Annotated in this window: 13 protein-coding genes; 11 read left to right on the top strand and 2 right to left on the bottom strand. The window is 59.7% G+C overall.

Annotation, left to right across the window (positions count from 1 at the left end; genetic code table 11):
* The first annotated feature begins 112 nt into the window (after positions 1-112).
* From lptF to NYP16_RS06650, 7 genes are all read left to right on the top strand, one after another.
* Positions 113-1300, top strand: coding sequence for an LPS export ABC transporter permease LptF (gene lptF / locus NYP16_RS06680; RefSeq protein WP_274943346.1), 1188 nt, complete (start codon positions 113-115; stop codon positions 1298-1300).
* The gene (gene lptG, locus NYP16_RS06675) at positions 1297-2403 is read left to right on the top strand and encodes an LPS export ABC transporter permease LptG (protein ID WP_274943345.1); all 1107 of its coding nucleotides are present in this window, start codon (positions 1297-1299) and stop codon (positions 2401-2403) included. Before lptF ends, lptG begins: the two co-directional genes overlap by 4 nt.
* A 7-nt stretch (positions 2404-2410) precedes the next feature.
* The gene (locus NYP16_RS14510; RefSeq protein WP_274943344.1) at positions 2411-3949 is read left to right on the top strand and encodes an oligosaccharide flippase family protein; all 1539 of its coding nucleotides are present in this window, start codon (positions 2411-2413) and stop codon (positions 3947-3949) included.
* A 125-nt stretch (positions 3950-4074) separates the two neighbouring features.
* Positions 4075-4836, top strand: coding sequence for a sterol desaturase family protein (locus NYP16_RS06665; RefSeq protein ID WP_274943343.1), 762 nt, complete (start codon positions 4075-4077; stop codon positions 4834-4836).
* A 36-nt stretch (positions 4837-4872) separates the two neighbouring features.
* Positions 4873-6015, top strand: coding sequence for a hypothetical protein (locus NYP16_RS06660; protein ID WP_274943342.1), 1143 nt, complete (start codon positions 4873-4875; stop codon positions 6013-6015).
* A 48-nt stretch (positions 6016-6063) separates the two neighbouring features.
* Positions 6064-6861: a nucleotidyltransferase family protein gene (locus tag NYP16_RS06655; RefSeq protein WP_274943341.1), complete on the top strand. Its 798-nt coding sequence runs from the start codon at positions 6064-6066 to the stop codon at positions 6859-6861.
* Complete coding sequence (locus tag NYP16_RS06650; protein ID WP_274943340.1) at positions 6858-7559, top strand: DUF502 domain-containing protein; 702 nt, start codon at positions 6858-6860, stop codon at positions 7557-7559. The genes NYP16_RS06655 and NYP16_RS06650 overlap by 4 nt, the downstream gene beginning before the upstream one ends.
* A gap of 12 nt (positions 7560-7571) precedes the next feature.
* On the opposite strand, the gene recG is transcribed toward NYP16_RS06650, so the two are convergent.
* Positions 7572-9659 carry an ATP-dependent DNA helicase RecG gene (gene recG / locus NYP16_RS06645; protein WP_274943339.1) on the bottom strand — a complete coding sequence of 696 codons (2088 nt, stop codon included), beginning with the start codon at positions 9657-9659 and terminating at the stop codon, positions 7572-7574.
* A 99-nt stretch (positions 9660-9758) separates the two neighbouring features.
* On the opposite strand from recG, the gene NYP16_RS06640 reads away from it, so the two are divergent.
* From NYP16_RS06640 to NYP16_RS06625, 4 genes are read left to right on the top strand one after another with little or no spacing between them, the layout of a single operon-like run.
* Positions 9759-10025 (top strand): succinate dehydrogenase assembly factor 2, encoded by a 267-nt coding sequence (locus NYP16_RS06640; RefSeq protein ID WP_274943338.1) that lies wholly within the window; start codon positions 9759-9761, stop codon positions 10023-10025.
* On the top strand, positions 10022-13555 hold the full coding sequence (gene mfd, locus NYP16_RS06635; RefSeq protein WP_274943337.1) for a transcription-repair coupling factor: 3534 nt from the start codon (positions 10022-10024) through the stop codon (positions 13553-13555). Before NYP16_RS06640 ends, mfd begins: the two co-directional genes overlap by 4 nt.
* 35 nt (positions 13556-13590) lie before the next feature.
* On the top strand, positions 13591-14781 hold the full coding sequence (locus tag NYP16_RS06630) for a cation:proton antiporter (protein WP_274943336.1): 1191 nt from the start codon (positions 13591-13593) through the stop codon (positions 14779-14781).
* Positions 14782-14785: 4 nt separating this feature from the next.
* Entirely contained in the window at positions 14786-15937 is a 1152-nt protein-coding gene (locus tag NYP16_RS06625; protein ID WP_274943335.1) for a YbdK family carboxylate-amine ligase, read from the top strand.
* A gap of 46 nt (positions 15938-15983) precedes the next feature.
* Here the strand turns inward: NYP16_RS06625 and NYP16_RS06620 are convergent, their stop codons facing one another.
* Positions 15984-16766 (bottom strand): RNA methyltransferase, encoded by a 783-nt coding sequence (locus NYP16_RS06620; RefSeq protein ID WP_274943334.1) that lies wholly within the window; start codon positions 16764-16766, stop codon positions 15984-15986.
* Positions 16767-16807 lie beyond the last annotated feature (41 nt).

Raw genomic sequence — 16807 nt, 5'->3', positions numbered from 1 at the left:
GCGACTTAATCCAGTTTATCCTCCCGGAATCCATTTTTTTCCTTGCTTGTGGCCGGACAGATTGGGAAAAGGAAAGCGATTGTAAGAGGGACGATTGGGAAAAGGGCCTGGCGTGTACCGCATTCACCGCTATGTCTTCCGACAGGTAATAATCCCGCTCCTTGTGACGCTTGGGATTGCCGCTCTACTTTTGCTTCTGGAACGCATGCTGCGCATTTTCGACTTCGTGATCAACGAAGGCGGCCCGTTTTCCGTGGTCTGGCGCATGCTTGGCAGTCTGTTGCCGCATTATCTCGGCCTCGCCCTGCCCATAGGTTTTTTCCTCGGCATCCAGCTTGGGTTCCGCAAACTGTCGCAATCGAGCGAGCTTGATGCCATCCAAAGTAGCGGCATCGGGCTGCACCGTCTGCTCCCGCCTCTGCTCGGGCTGGCTCTGGTTCTAAGCTGTGCCTCCATACTGCTGACAGGCTTTCTCCAGCCATACAGCCGTTACGCTTACCAAACCCTTGCCTTCGACGTCCAAAGCGGCACACTCGGCGCCAGCATCAAGGCGGGAACATTCAACAAGCTCGGCAGTGGCCTGACGCTCCGGATTGATGGTAGCGAACAGGGCGGCGATATCATGAACGGTATTTTTATCGAACGGATCGCCTCCACCGGCCGCGTGACAGCGGTCACCGCCCGCACCGGCCAGTTCCATACCACAGGGGACCTCGGCCATCTCGTGTTGCGCCTCGAAGACGGCATTCTTGTCGATCTCGATCAACGCGAAACCAACCCGCGCGTCCTCACCTTCCGCTCGCATGATTTCATCATCTCCCTGCCCCATGCGGAACAATTCCGCGAGCGCGGCGCCGATCAGACGCTTGAGATGACCCTGCCGGAACTCTATACCTCCTATCAGGCGGGCGGACCTCATGCCAATGCCGCAAAAGCGGCCTTTCACGCCCGCATCGTCCGGGCTCTGATGCTGCTCGCGATTCCGTTCTTTGGCATTCCTCTTGGCGTCGTCGCCAAACGCACAACCGGCTCGACAGGGATGTTTTTTGGCATCCTGCTTATGCTGGTTCTGCATAAAGTCCTGGAATTCGGGGAAATTTATGCCGCAATGGGTCGCGGCTCGGTCTATGCTTTCCTGTGGCTGCCGCTTGCGATCTTCGCTATCAGCAGTCTCAGACTTTTCTATATCTCTGATTCCAAGGTTGGCGGATCGCCATTACAATGGCTTGAAAATATCTGGACTGCCATCCTGGATCTTGCCTCACGGCTGCGCCGTAAAGAGCCGAGGACAGCAGTATGATAATGGATCTCCAACTCCGCGCGCCGCGTACGATCGAGCGTTATCTCGGGCGCTCGTTCCTGATCAATTTTCTGATTCTCTTGATCAGCGTGACGGTGATCCTGCAAATTCTGGATCTCCTCACCACATCCGAAGACATCCTGTCGCCTCCCGGGGCGACCTATATGTCTATCCTGCATTACATCCAGCTGCGCTTTCCACAGCTTCTGGCCCAGTTCGTGCCATTCACGGCCCTTTTGGCCGCCATTCTGACCTATTCGACGCTGAACCAGCATAGCGAGATCACGGTCATGAAGGCGGCCGGGTTATCGGCCTATCAGATCATTGCGCCCCTGGTCATGGTGTCGATGGCGATCGCCTTCTGCCATTTCATCTTCAACGAGACCGTGGTTACCAGTTCAACCGCCGAACTCCGGCATTGGGAGGCCAACAACTTTGCCCTCGACGTGCCGCCCGCGCCCGAGGGGGCGGCGCAAACCTGGGTTCTCGACGGCAACAACCTCATCGAAGCGGCCAGCGTGTCGCGCAATGGCCTGATGCTGGTCATCGACAATGTGGCGATTTATGAACGCAATCCTGAAGGCCAGCTGACCGGCATCACCAAGGCGGATTTCGGACTTTACCAGGATAACCGCTGGACTCTGTTCCGCGTGCGCCATTTCAACATGGGCAATAACGAGGTGACGTCGTCGCCGCAGATGGACTGGAATTCAAGCATACCGCCCGAACGTTTCCTCGCCCTCGCTGTCGTGCCCGAGCAGGTGTCCTTTGGCAAACTGCTGTCGGCCATGGTCCGCCTTGACGAGGAAGGCTATTCGACCCGTGCGCTCTCGGCCTCGCTCTATCACAAGCTTGCGGCTCCGGCGGCGACGCTGCTGATGCCTTTGCTCGCGGCTCTGGCGGCCTTCGGCGTGGTCCGCAGCGGCATGATGTTCATCCGCATCGCCATCGCCATGGCCTTTGGCTTCAGTTACTTCATCGTCGATAATCTGTTGCTGGCCATGGGCCAGTTCGGCCGCATGCCGCCCATGATCGCGGCCTGGGCACCATTCCTGTTATTTTTGGCGGCAGGCCTGATGGTCGTCGTCTATACCGAGGATTAGGCGGCCTGTGACCCAAGACGCCCAAGGTCCCGACGCCAACAGATCCACAAGCGACAATATGGTGGCGAAAAGCGCTGGCCTTGCCTTCCTCGGCAAGCTTGGTGCCGTAATCGAGCCTGTTGGCGTCATTATCTTCGCCAATCTTTATGGTGCGGCAACGCTTGGCGTTTTTATGCTGTTCTGGGGCTATGTGATGATCTCGACCGGAGCGTCGGATCTGGCCATGAGCACCGCCCTTCAGCGCTTTGTGCCATCGACCCGCGACGAAGACCGCATCCATGCCGTCCTCAAAGCCTCCCTGCTCATCAGCGGTGTGCTCAGCCTGTTATTCGCCATCATTCTGACCGTCCTCGCCCCCTGGCTTGCGGAATATGTCAATGCCGCCCCCGAGGTCAGCAAAGATTTGCCGACCATCATCGCGATCTACGCCTGGGCCATTCCGCTCTGGTGCTATATCGAAGTGAGCACCGCCGCGGTCCGTGCCCGCCACGCCTTCGGCCCTGAGGTCAAGGTGCGGATTTTCTATGAACAGGGTCTGCGGATCATCTCCGGGGTTCTGTTTTTTTTCATCGGTCTGGCCGATTATGGTCTGTTCCTGTCCCATCTCCTGGCTCTTTTTGTCGCCTGCATCCTGAGCACACGCCTGCTTGGGCAGCATTACGACCTCAAGCGACTTTGGGCCACAAGGGTGTCGCCGGAACTGTTCCGTGAACTTGTGCAGTTCGGCAGCCCCATGACAGGCGCGAACGTCATGAAGCGGTTTCATTCGAATTTCCCCATCTTCGTCCTCAATTTCATCATTCCGGGTGCTGCCGGGGCCATTGCCGTTGCCGTCTTCGCCGTCGCCCGCAAGGTTGTGAGCGCACTGCAGGTCATTCGCCAAAGCTTTGAATATGTGATCGCGCCGCTGGCTTCGGCTGAGAATGCGCTGTCGGGAAAAGCCGCCCTCCGGGACATGTATGCTTTCTCAACCCGCCTGATCTGGTCCTTGTTCATGCCGGCCGGGGCGCTCGTTGTGGCCCTTCGCCATGACATTGCGAGCCTCGTAGGGCCGACCTTTGCAGGTGCCGGTGTCCTGATTGCCATTCTCAGCCTGGGGCGCGCGGTTGAAGCCGCAACGGGTCCCTCTCAGGCTCTTCAGGAAATGCTGACGCGCTCCCGCGTCTCACTCGTAAACGGGCTCATCGGCTTTGCCGTCACCGCCCTTATGATGCTGTGGATGACGCCCCATTGGGGAAGTGTTGGCGCCGCCATTGCCACCGCCATCGGCATCAATGTGCCGAGCCTGCTCAGCCTTCAGCAGATCAACAAGCTCTATGGCCTTCAACCCTATGACCGCAGGCTCATTCGCCCGGCAATCTGGTCTTTTTCCGGTGCTGCCATGATTTTCATCGCCGTTGCCATCGTGGGCAGCGCGTCAATCGCTATCCGCATGGGCGTGGGCGCCACCGCATTCTTTGCGGCTTATATCCTGCTGCTGCGGTTTGGCTTTAGCGATCGCGACGCCGCCGTATTCGGCAAATTCGCGCGCTGGATCCGCAACTGATCCGGACATAAATCCGCCGTATTGATCGCCCACAACCTTGCCCGAATGCTGTGCCCGTATTAAAGCCTATACCTGAGAGGGTTTGGGCCCCTATACTGCAGGCGCAATAACGGAGGGTAACGTTAGTGATCGGTCGGCTCGGCTTTTGGAAACGGAAGAAGCATTATCTGAACAAGATGACGCTCAATGAGCTTATCCGCGCGTTCTTCCAGTATTATGCCATCCAGGCTTATATCGTTGTGGGTCTTATCTCGACCTATGTGGCGGTGACCCATGTCACGGCAATCCTCCCGACCCTTGCCGTCATCGCCCTGTCGATCATGGTTTATCCGCTCGCCTGGTATCTGCTCCACCGCTTTGTGCTGCATGGACGCTATCTGTTCCGGTCCAAGCTGACCGCCGCGGTGTGGAAGCGCATCCATTACGATCACCATCAGGATCCCCATGACCTCGAAGTGCTGTTCGGCGCGCTTTATACGACGCTGCCGACCATCGCCATGGTGACCATTCCCATCGGCTATGCCTTTGACGGTGTTGGCGGTGCGGCGGCCGGGCTGGCCACCGGGCTGTTCACCACGATCTTCTATGAATTCTTCCATTGCACGCAGCATTTGTCCTACAAGCCCAAGATCCAATGGGTGAAGGACATCAAGAAGCTGCATATGTCGCATCATTTTCATAACGAAAATGGCAATTACGGCATCACCAATTACATCTGTGACCGCGTGTTTGGCACCTATTACGACAACAATGCCAAAATGGGCAAAAGCCCCACGGTGTTCAATCTTGGTTACAGCGAAGAAGAAGCCGCACTTTATCCATGGGTGGCTGAACTTTCCGGCGGGCTTGGTCCGGACACCCCGCGCGAGCGTCGCCAACAAGTCTGACCATTTTAATATAGCTGTCGTCTGGGGGGACCAAAGTTGGAAACGCTGCGCATAGAGCCGGTGAAGACCGGTCGACAACTCAATGAATTCATTCATCTATCGCGCGCGCTTTACGCCGGGGATCCGTCCTGGGTGCCGCCCTTAGCCTATGAACTCAAAGAGCGCCTGCACCCCAACAAAAACCCCTATTTCCAGCATGCCGAGCTACAGGCCTTCATCGCCTATCGCGGCCGCAAGGCCATCGGGCGCATCACGGCCCAGGTCGATCATCTCGTTCCGGAACATCACGGCGAACAGATCGGGCATTTCGGGTTCTTCGATGTGGCCGACGATGACGAAGCCGCCCGCGCGCTGCTGAGCACTGCCGAAAACTGGCTGCGGTCGTTCGGCAAGACCCGTGTTCTTGGCCCCTATAATCCGACCCTCAATGAAGAACCCGGCGTTCTGGTCGATGGCTTTTCCAAGCCACCCATGATGTTGATGGGCCACAGCCTGCCCTATACCGCCCGCCAGCTTGAGCAGGCAGGGTATGAAAAGGCCAAAGACCTTTATGCCTATTACGTGGATATCCGCAGCGACGTCATCCCGGAAAGCATCAAGAAGCTGACCAACCGCTATGTCAAAGACGGCCGGCTGGAATTCCGCTCGGTCCAGATGTCCCGCTATCAGCAGGATCTCGACATCATTCTTGAAATCTTCAACGATGCCTGGTCCGGCAATTGGGGCTATTTGCCCATGACCGAAGCCGAGCTGAAGCACACCGCCGACGGCATGAAGGTTCTGGTCCGCGAGGAGCTGACCTATATCGCCTATTTCGAAGGCAAGCCGGTGGGCATGATGGTGACGCTGCCGAACCTCAATGAAATCCTCAAGACCATTGACGGCAAGCTGTTTCCCTTTGGCTGGCTACGGCTGTTGAAATGGCTGAAGATCGATTACCCGATCAGCCTGCGCGTGCCGCTCATGGGGGTTATGCAGGACATCCAGAACAGCCCGCTCGGGGCCGCTGTGTCCTTTGGGCTTATCGAAAAAATTCGCTGCAATGCGGCTGCACGCGGCAGCCACTATGCTGAATTATCCTGGATTCTCGAAGATAATCTGCGTATGCGCGGCATTCTCGATAAAATTCACTCCGTGCCCTATAAAACCTATCGAGTTTACGGCAAAGAGCTTGGATAATAAGGCGCCCTGGGGATAATAAGGCGTTCGGGTAACAAGGTTTCTGTAATGGCACATGATTTCCGCACTCTGTTGCTTGCTGGCAAGCGCCGAGGGATCGACGCCGTGGCCGAGGCGCGTGGAGTCAGCTTCAAAGCCATCGTGCCCCTCGCCGGACGACCGATGATCGCCTGGGTACTCGACGCCCTCAAGGACAGCGACTATGCCGGCCCGATCTATATCAGTGCCGCCGATCCGGCCGCCCTCCGCGATCACGTCCCATCCCTCGACACTGTTCGCAGCATCGAGCCGTCGATCGGATCGATCTGCCACAGCATCCAGAAGCTTTTGGCTGATACCGATCTGAAACCACCGTTTTTTCTGACGACCGCCGATCACCCTCTGCTGACCCCGGCGCTCATCGATCATTTTCTCGCCGCCGCCGAACAGCAACAGGTCGATTTCGCGCTCGGCATCGTGCCGGAAACCCTGTTCCGCAAGGCTTATCCTACGGCCAAGCGCACCTTTATTCAGTGCCGGGGTGAAGGCTTCAAAAGCTGCAATATGTTCGCGTTTCTCACCCCGAACTCGCTGCGCATTCTCGATTTCTGGGCCAATCTCGAACAGGATCGCAAGCATCCCCTGAAACTTGCCCGCGCCTTTGGCCTTGGCAACATGATCCGCTATCTGCTGCGGCTTGATACCACCGACGGACTGATTTCACGCGCGGGCAAGATGCTGGGTGTCACCGCCGCAGCCATCCGCATGCCGGTTCCGGAAGCCGCAATCGACGTCGACAGCATTCCCGATCTCATTCAGGTCGAGGCCATCTTGACAGCGCGCTCGGCCAAGGACAGCGCCGCATGAAAATGATGAAAACAGCTCGCAAATCCATGATGCGCCGCCTGCGCAATTACCTTTTAACGGGGATTGTCGTGGCCGCGCCGGTCGGCATCACCGCCTATCTGGTCTGGAGCTTTATCACCACGATCGACAGCCTGGTGGCTCCCCTCATTCCCAAACATCTCATGCCGGAAGCCTATCTGCCGTTTCCGCTGCCCGGCTTCGGGCTGGTGATCGTCGTAACCGTTCTGATCCTGCTCGGTGCCTTTGCCGCCAATTTCTTTGGTCGCGCGCTGTTGGCCCTCGGCGATAATCTGATCGACCGCACGCCGATCATTCGCAGCCTTTATGCCACCCTGAAGCAGGTCTTCCAGATGGTGGTATCGTCGGACGCAAGCTCATTCAAGGAAGTGGTCCTGATCGAATATCCGCGCCCCAACTGCTGGAGCATGGCCTTCGTCATCAATGAAAACACTGGGGAGGTCAAAGACCGCACCGCCCCCGATGTGGTCAGCGTCTTCCTGCCGACCGTGCCTTTGCCGACCTCGGGCCTGTTGCTGTTCATCCCGCGCAGGGATCTGATCAGCCTGAATATGTCCGTGGATGACGGCTTGAAATTCGTCATCTCCGGCGGCATCGTCGTCCCCCCACGCCGCGAACCCCGGCCGGAAAATCCGAGCAATCTTGAATCCTTACCGACCGATACTACCACATCTGTTTAAAACTCTCCGTCTCTAGCCCGACTGCAAATAACGAATGGCTGCGTCGCGTTCGAACAGATAGAGCAGCACGCGGAGCGCCTGTCCGCGCGGGGATTTGAGTTCGGGGTCAGCCTCGATCACCGCCCGCGCGTCGTCCCGGGCCATAGCCAGAAGATCGCCATGATGGGCAAGATCGGCGAGGCGGAATTCCGGCAAGCCGCTTTGCTGGGTGCCAAGAAGCTCCCCGGCACCCCTCAGGCGCATATCCTCTTCAGCTATACGAAACCCATCCTCGGTCTCCCGCATGATGGCAAGCCGAGCTTTGGAGGTCTCCCCAAGCGGGCCACTATAGATCAGGATGCAACTGCTTTTGCCGGTGCCGCGCCCGACCCGGCCACGCAACTGATGGAGCTGCGCCAACCCGAAGCGTTCTGAATGTTCGATCACCATGATGGTGGCGTTCGGCACATTAACCCCGACCTCGATCACCGTGGTGGCCACCAGAAGCCGCGTCTCGCCCGCCGCGAAGGCGGCCATGGCGGCGTCCTTGTCAGGCCCCTTCATGCGGCCATGGATGAGCCCCACCGGAAGCCCGAGGCGCTGTTCAAGGTCAGCCTTGCGCTCGGTCGCGGCGGCAAGGTCGATGGTTTCGGATTCCTCCACCAGCGGGCAGACCCAATAGACCTGCTGGCCCTGCCCCACAGCACGGCCGACGCCCGCCACCACATCCTCGAACCGCTGAGCCGAGACCGTGCGGGTGTCGATGGGCTGCCGTCCCGGCGGCTTTTCATCAAGTTTTGACACATCCATATCGCCATAAGCGGTCAGCGCCAGCGTGCGCGGAATGGGCGTTGCCGTCATCACCAGCATATCGACCGGGCCCTGCCCCTTGCCCGCAAGCTTCAGGCGCTGATGGACGCCAAAGCGATGCTGTTCATCAATCACCGCCAGCAGCAGGTTCTGAAACAGCACGTCATGTTCAAACAGCGCATGGGTTCCGACCAGAATCTGGATGTTCCCGGCCGCAAGATCGGCCAGAATACGCTCCCGCGCCTTGCCCTTGTCGCGCCCGGTCAGAAGCCCGATGGTCACCCCCGCCGCCTCGCAATAGGATTTGAGGCTTTCGAGATGCTGGCGGGCCAGAATTTCCGTCGGCGCGAGAATGGCCGCCTGCCCACCCGCTTCAACCGCCGCCAACATGGCAAACAGCGCCACCAGCGTCTTGCCACTGCCCACGTCACCCTGCAACAGCCGCAGCATGGCAGCCGGATCGGCCATATCGGCGATCACATCGACAATCGCCCGTTCCTGAGCCCCCGTCAGTGGAAAGGGCAGCACGGCGCGCACCCGCGCCTGTAACCGGCCGTCGCCCTTGACCGATTGCCCCTTGCGGCGGCGCATGCGTTCGCGCACCAGGGCCAGCGCCAATTGATTGGCCAGCAGCTCATCATAGGCCAACCGGGTGCGCGACGGGCTGTCGATGCTCAGATCGCCCTTGTCTTCCGGATGATGCAGACGGATGAGCGCCGCCCCCCATGCTGGCCACTGCTGGCGGGCGAGACTATCTGGATCATGCCATTCGGGCAGTTCCGGCAGATCCGCCAGAACCATATCCACCGCCCGCCCAAGCGAGCGCGAGGTCAAGCCCGCCGTCAGGCCATAGACCGGCTCGATCAAAGGCAGGCGATCGCGATGGTCGGGCGCGAGGATATAATCCGGGTGGCTCATTTGCAGGCGGCCATTGAACCATTCGACCTTGCCGCTCACAATCCGCGTGGTGCCGGGCGGCAGCATTTCCATCAGGTAATCGCGCTGGCCCTTGAAGAACACCAGATCAAGATCGCCGCTGTTATCCGTTGCCTGCACGCGGTAGGGCTTTTTGGAATTCGGCGTGCTTGGGCTGTGGCCGGTGATGAACACCGTCAGGGTGGCGACCGAGCCATTTTCAGCCATGGCGATCTCGGGCTCATAGCTGCGATCCACAAGACCGACCGGCAAATGCCACAACAAATCGCTGACGCGAACGATTCCAATCCGTGCGAGATGGGCGCTTGTACGTCCGCCAATACCCTTGAGCGCCGTCACCGCGCGGAAAAGCGGGAACAAAATTTCTGGACGCATGACGGCAGGACACCTAAATAGACGGGGACATATCGGACGGAGCACAGCTTACCCGAAGCCGCCCCACGCTCCAAGACCTAGCCTTGAGGGAGTCAAAGCATGACCGAAGACCGCCCTATCCGCCTGAAACGCCTGCGCTTTCGCTGCTGGCATCGGGGCATCAAGGAAGCGGACGTGCTTTTGGGCAATTTTGCTGACAAGCTTATGGTTCGACTGACCGACGACCAGCTGGACCGGCTTGAAATCCTGCTTGAAGAACAGGACATTGATCTTGTGGCCTGGATCGGCAGCATTCGCACCCCACCCGCGCATCTTGATACCGACGTGATGACCATCTTGCGCAAACTCGATTATCTGGACCGATGACCCCACAAGACTGGACAGATCTGAGCGAAACCCAGGGCCGCCTGACCATTGCCGGCGTGCCCGAGGGTTATGACGCCCTGGTGCTTGCGGACATTGTGCGGGCGCGCGGCACGGCGCTTCATGTGGCCCGCGACGACGCCCGCATGGCAACGCTTGTGGACGCCATCCGCTTTTTCGCGCCCGAGATTGAAATCCTGCGCTTCCCGGCCTGGGACTGCCTGCCCTATGACCGCTCCTCTCCCCATGCCGATATCGCCGCCCGTCGGGTGCGCACCCTCGCCCTCCTTGCCGAGCGTGGGACGCCCAAAACCCCGCGCCTGATCCTCACCACCGTCAACGCCGCCTCCCAACGCGTCCCGAGCCGCGCCGTCATGGCCGCCGCCGCCTTCTCCATGGTCAGCGGCAAAGCGCTTGATCTTGCCGCGCTGACCTCTTTTCTCGCCGCCAACGGCTACAGCCGCACCGGTACCGTGATGGAACCCGGAGAATTCGCCATTCGCGGCGGCATTGTCGATATTTTCCCCGCCGGATCGCCGGAGCCTGTGCGGCTAGACCTCTTTGGCGACGAGATCGACGTCATCCGCAGCTTCGACCCGCTGACCCAGCGTTCAAGCGCCAAAATCAAACGCGTGGACCTCGTGCCCGCAAGCGAAGTATTGTTAAGCCCCGAGGCCATCCGCCGTTTCCGCGCGGGATATGTCGAATCCTTTGGCACCGTCATGGGCAATGATCCGCTCTATGAGGCGGTCTCCGAAGGCCGCAAGCATATCGGCATGGAACATTGGCTGCCGTTGTTTCATGAGCGGCTTGAAACCATTTTCGACTATGCCGGGGATGCGATCCTCACCCTTGATCCCTTAACCGATGATGCGCTGGCCGAACGCTTTGGCTCCATCACGGACTATTACCGATCGCGCAAGGAACAGGCCAATCTCAAGAGCGCCAGCGGCATCGCCCCCTATAAGCCGCTGCCGCCCGAAAGCCTTTATCTCACAGCCGACGACTGGCAGACGGCGCAGGCCGGGCGCGATGTCCGTGTCTTCACGCCCCATCACCTGCCCGAAGATGGCGTCACCCGCGATCTCGGCGGCCGTCTCGGCCGTGATTTCGCCATCGAGCGCAACACGCCGAACGCCAACATCTATGACGCCCTCCGCCAGCATGTGGAGGAACTGCAGGCATCCGGCAAACGCGTGCTTCTCGCAAGCTACAGCGCCGGGGCCCGCGAACGCCTGCAGGGCGTGATCAGCGACCATGGCCTGCGCGCCACCCTGCCGCTTGAGGCCTGGGCCGAGGCCGGCAAGGTCAACCGCCAGATCCTCGGGCTTCTGGTGCTGCCGCTTGAACATGGCTTCGAAACCGCGGATCTTGCGCTCATCACCGAACAGGATGTGCTGGGCGACCGTCTGGTTCGGAAAGCGCGGCGTCAGAAACGCGCCGACAATTTCCTCACCGAAGCCGCCGCACTCATTCCCGGCGATTATGTTGTGCATGTTGACCATGGAGTCGGCCGCTTCGAAGGGCTCATAACCATCGAGGTCATGGACGCGCCCCATGACTGCGTGATGCTGGTCTATGATGGCGGCGACAAGCTTTATGTGCCGGTCGAAAATATCGAGGTCCTGAGCCGTTATGGCTCGGAAGACAGCGGCGTTATCCTCGATAAGCTCGGCGGCACGGCCTGGCAAAGCCGCAAGGCCAAACTCAAGAAGCGCATCCGCGAGATGGCCGACGAGGTCATCAAGCTCGCCGCCGCCCGCGCGCTCCGGCAGGCCGAGGTCATGGACCCGGCCGAAGGGCTTTATGACGAATTCTGCGCCCGCTTCCCCTATGCCGAAACCGAAGACCAGTTGCGCGCTATCGGCGATGTGATCGACGATCTTGGACAGGGCCGTCCCATGGACCGGTTGATCTGCGGCGATGTCGGCTTCGGCAAGACCGAAGTGGCACTCCGTGCCGCCTTTGTCGCCGCCATGAGCGGCTTTCAGGTGGCCGTGGTGGTGCCAACCACGCTGTTGGCCCGCCAGCATTACAAGGGCTTCGAAAAACGTTTCCAGGGACTGCCCATCCGCATCGGCCAACTGTCACGCCTTGTGGGCGACAAGGAACTGCGCGACACCAAGGCGGGGCTCACAGACGGCAAGGTGGATATCGTCATCGGCACCCATGCCCTGTTGGGCAAGGCCATTGCATTCAAGAATCTGGGCCTGCTCATTGTCGACGAAGAACAGCATTTTGGCGTCTCGCACAAGGAGCGTCTCAAGCAGCTGAAATCCAACGTCCATGTGCTGACCCTGACGGCGACGCCGATTCCGCGCACGCTTCATATGGCCATGTCGGGCCTGAAGGAACTGAGCCTGATCGCCACCCCGCCGGTGGATCGTCTGGCCGTCCGCACCTTTGTGCTGCCGCAGGACCCCATGGTCATCCGCGAGGCCTTGCTGCGCGAACATTATCGCGGCGGCCAAAGTTTCTATGTGGTGCCACGCATCTCGGACCTTGACGAAGTCATGGCCTTCATCCGCGAAACCGTACCTGAGGTGAAGATCGCCATCGCCCATGGCCAGATGGCCCCAAGCGCCATGGACGAGGTGATGAATGCCTTTTACGACGGCCAGTTCGATGTCTTGCTGTCGACCACTATCGTCGAATCCGGTCTCGACATTCCCACCGCCAACACCCTGATCGTCCATCGCGCCGACATGTTCGGCCTGGCCCAGCTTTATCAGCTGCGCGGCCGTGTCGGGCGGTCGAAAACCCGCGCCTATGCCTATATGACCTTGCCGCAGGGCAAGCTTCTGACCGCGAACGCCGAAAAGCGGCTTCAGGTTCTGCAAACACTCGATACCCTCGGGGCGGGCTTTACGCTCGCGTCCCACGACCTTGATATTCGCGGCGCGGGCAATCTGCTGGGTGATGAGCAATCGGGTCATATCCGCGAGGTCGGCCTTGAGCTTTACCAGCAGATGCTGGAAGAAGCCGTGGCCGAAGCCCGGGCCGGTGGTCTTGAGACCGAATTTGAAGGACACTGGTCGCCACAGATTGCCTTGGGCGCGACGGTTTTGCTGCCGGAAAGCTATGTCGGCGATCTGAATGTCCGTATGAGCCTTTATCGTCGCCTCGCTGACCTCACCTCGCGGGAGGAAATCGACGCCTTCGCCGCCGAGCTGATTGACCGCTTCGGTCCGCTGCCCGACGAAGTGAAACAATTGCTCGTCATCATCGAGATCAAAGGCTTCTGCCGTCAGGCCGGGATCGAGAAGATCGAAGCCGGGCCGCGCGGCGCCACCGTCACCTTCCGCAAGGGCCAGTTCGCCAACCCGCTCGGCCTCGTCGACATGCTGAGCCGCGAGCGTGGCACGGCTAAACTCAAGCCTGATCAACGACTTGTCATCATCCGTGACTGGCCGTCCGCTGCCGATCGTTTAAAAGGTGCCTTGGCTCTGGCCAAAAGTCTGGCCAAAATCGCCCTTGGCGAACCCGTTACATCCCCCTCACCCGCTAAAGTGGGAGCAATCGCGCGCAAATAAGCACCGGCCCGTGCGCAGCCACAACAGGAGGCCAAATGCCGAATGTGATCTCTATCATCGCCCCAGACCTCATCTGGCCGTTCGCCCTCGCGATCGCCTGGATCGCCGGTGAATTCGGATACCGGCTGTTACGCATCCCCCGCCTCACAAGTTATGGTCTTGTGGGTTTTCTCATGGCGGCCGGGCAACTCGGCCTGCTGTCGCCGTCCGGCAGCATGACCATCACGCTGCTCGCCAGCATTTCCTTCAGCCTCATCCTGTTCGAGCTTGGCTATCGCATCAATCTGCATTGGCTGCGCAGCAATCCCTGGCTCGGCGCAACAAGCCTGCTTGAAGCCGGTCTGACCTTTGCCGCGGTCTATGCGGTCTCGATCTGGTTCGGGATGGCGGTTCTGCCCGCCCTGCTCCTCGCCTCCCTCGCCATGTCGACCTCGCCCGCCGTGGTGCTCCGGGTCATTAACGAACAGCATAGCTCGGGCCAGGTGACCGAACGCGCCCTGCATCTCACCGCCTTCAACTGCGTGCTGGCGCTGTTTGTGTTCAAGGTCGTGCTCGGGTTCTGGGTGTTTGAACATACCGGCAGTCTGGGTCAGGCGCTGTTAAGCAGTCTGGTGCTGCTCGCCGCCTCGGCCGCCGCCGGCAGCCTGTTTGGCATCGCCGTTCCCGGTTTGATGCGCAAACTGAAAATTCACGGCCCCGACGCCACCGTCGCCTATGCCATCGCTGTCATCATGCTGGTGAGCATAATGCATCTCTTGGCCTTCTCGCCTGCGCTGGCCGCGCTCACCTTCGGGCTCATGGTGCGGCATCGCCGTGTGGCGCTGGATCAAGCGCAGCGGAATTTCGGCGCGCTCGGCAATCTGCTCGTGGTGCTGTTGTTTGTCTTTGTGGCCACCACCATCGAATGGCACAAAGTCGTGAACGGCGCAGGCATAGCCGTCGCCATCGTCGCCACCCGCTTTGTCACCAAGACCATCGGGGCCACCGCTTTCGCCCATCTCGGCGGCATATCCTGGCGCAAAGGCATGCTGACGGGCCTCGCCCTTACGCCATTGTCGGTCTTTGCCCTGGTCATGCTCGACCAGTCAAAAGACATCGGCATCAGTCTGGTCGAAGACCTCGCGGCGCTCGCCGCCATGTCACTTATTCTGGAAGTCTTTGGCCCCATCGTTATCCAGCGCGCCCTGATCTGGGCGCGGGAAACGCCCAAAAGCAAAGAGGACTGACCCCGTGCCGCTTGAATCCTTCACAACCTCGGAATCCCTCACGGTCGGGGTTGAGCTTGAGCTCCAGCTTGTCAATCTCACGAGCTTCGACCTTACCTCCGCCAGCACAGATATGTTGCATCTGCTGCGGCGCGCGCCCTTTCCGGGCAATGTGACGCCGGAAATCACCGAAAGCATGATTGAAATCTGCACCGACGTGCAGCGCAATTACGACGGCATTCTCAATCAGTTGCGCGATATTCGTGACAAACTTGTTTTGGCCGGAGATCGGCTCAATGTAGGGGTCTGCGGCGGTGGCAGCCATCCGTTCCAGCGCTGGTTCGAACGCCAGATTTTCCCCAAGCCGCGCTTCAAGGAAGTCTCTATCCTATACGGCTATCTCGCCAAACAATTCACGGTCTATGGCCAGCATGTGCATATCGGCTGCCGGTCCGGGGATGAGGCGCTCTATCTCCTGCACGCGCTCAATCGCTATGTCCCGCATTTCATCGCGCTGTCGGCGTCGTCGCCCTATTTTCAGGGCGTCGACACCCTGTTCAATTCGTCGCGGCTTAATACCGTCTATGCCTTTCCCTTAAGCGGCACCGCCCCCTTCATCCTCAACTGGGACGAATTCACGAGCGATTATTTCGCCAAGATGGAACATACCGGCGTCGTCAACAGCATGAAGGATTTCTACTGGGATATCCGTCCCAAGCCCGAATATGGCACCATCGAGCTCAGGGTCTGCGACACCCCGCTTACGGTGGAAAAAGCCGCGGCGCTGGCCTGTTACCTGCAGGCGCTCTGCAAATATCTGCTCGACGGCAACGAACCGCCGCCTGAACGTGACGATTATCTGGTCTATACCTACAACCGCTTCCAGGCCTGCCGGTTCGGGCTCGAAGGCACCCTCGTCCATCCCCGCAGCAAGGAAACGCTGTCTCTAAGGGAAGATGTGCTCACCACGCTCCGCCATATCGAGCCCTATTTCAAAGACCTCGCCAGCCTCGGCGCCGCCGAACATCTCATCGCCATGACCCACGACGGCAGCGACGCCCGCTATCTCCGGGGGCAATATGAGATGCAGAACAGTCTCGAAGGCGTGGTCGATGCCGCCTTGGGCAAGTTTCGCGGGAGGGTTAAAGATGGATGCCCGGGTCAAGCCCGGGCATGACAATGTTTTATTCTGTCATTGCCGGGCTTGACCCGGCAATCCAGCTTCACTCCTGATCCCGCTTCTTCCCCGCCGACCGTCCATAAAGCGCAAGGCTTTTGACGATCCCACGCAGGGTCCGCACGTCCTGATCCAGAAGATCCATGCGCTGAAACAGGCTGCGCACATTGCGTCGCATATGCGGGGCTTTTTCTGGCGGACGGAAGAACCCCGACAGCGTCAGTTCGGTTTCCATATGCTGGAAAAGCCCTTCAAGCTCCTCCTGCCGGGCCGGTTTATTACCCCCGGCAGGCAGCACGACCGCTGGCGTCGCATCCCCGGCCTGAAACCATTCATAAGCCATGAGCAACACCGCCTGCCCGATATTGATCGATGTGAAATCGGGCGCGGCCGGCACCGTCACCAGCGTTTCCGCCAGCACAAGTTCATCATTCGTGAGCCCCGTCGCCTCGGCCCCGAACAGGATGCCAACCCGGCGGCCTTCAGCCACCTGCCCGCGCATGTTCCCGGCGGCATGACGCGGGGTGACGATCGGTTTGATCATCTCCCGGTTGCGCGCGGTGGTCGCGTATAGCGCACTCAGATCCGCCACCGCCTCCTCAGCCGTCGCATAGACCTTGGCTTCATCCAGAACCCAGGTCGCACCAGCCGAAGGTGCTTCGGCAGCCGGATTGGGCCAGCCGTCACGCGGCGCCACGAGCCGCAATTCCCGCAACCCGAAATTGGCCATTGCGCGGGCGACGTGACCGATGTTCTCGCCCATTTGGGGGCGAACCAGAATGATGACGGGGGTGGTGCTAGCGTTCATTTCGAATGTCATCCCCGCCATTAATCGTCATCCCCGCGAAAGCGGGGATCCAGAGTCTCGCC

It is taken from the genome of Govania unica (assembly GCF_027920805.1).
In the GTDB taxonomy this organism is placed as follows: Bacteria; Pseudomonadota; Alphaproteobacteria; order Sphingomonadales; family Govanellaceae; genus Govanella; species Govanella unica.
The sequence above is the reverse complement of the archived record's forward strand: the minus strand, read 5'-3'. Positions and strand labels throughout refer to the sequence as shown.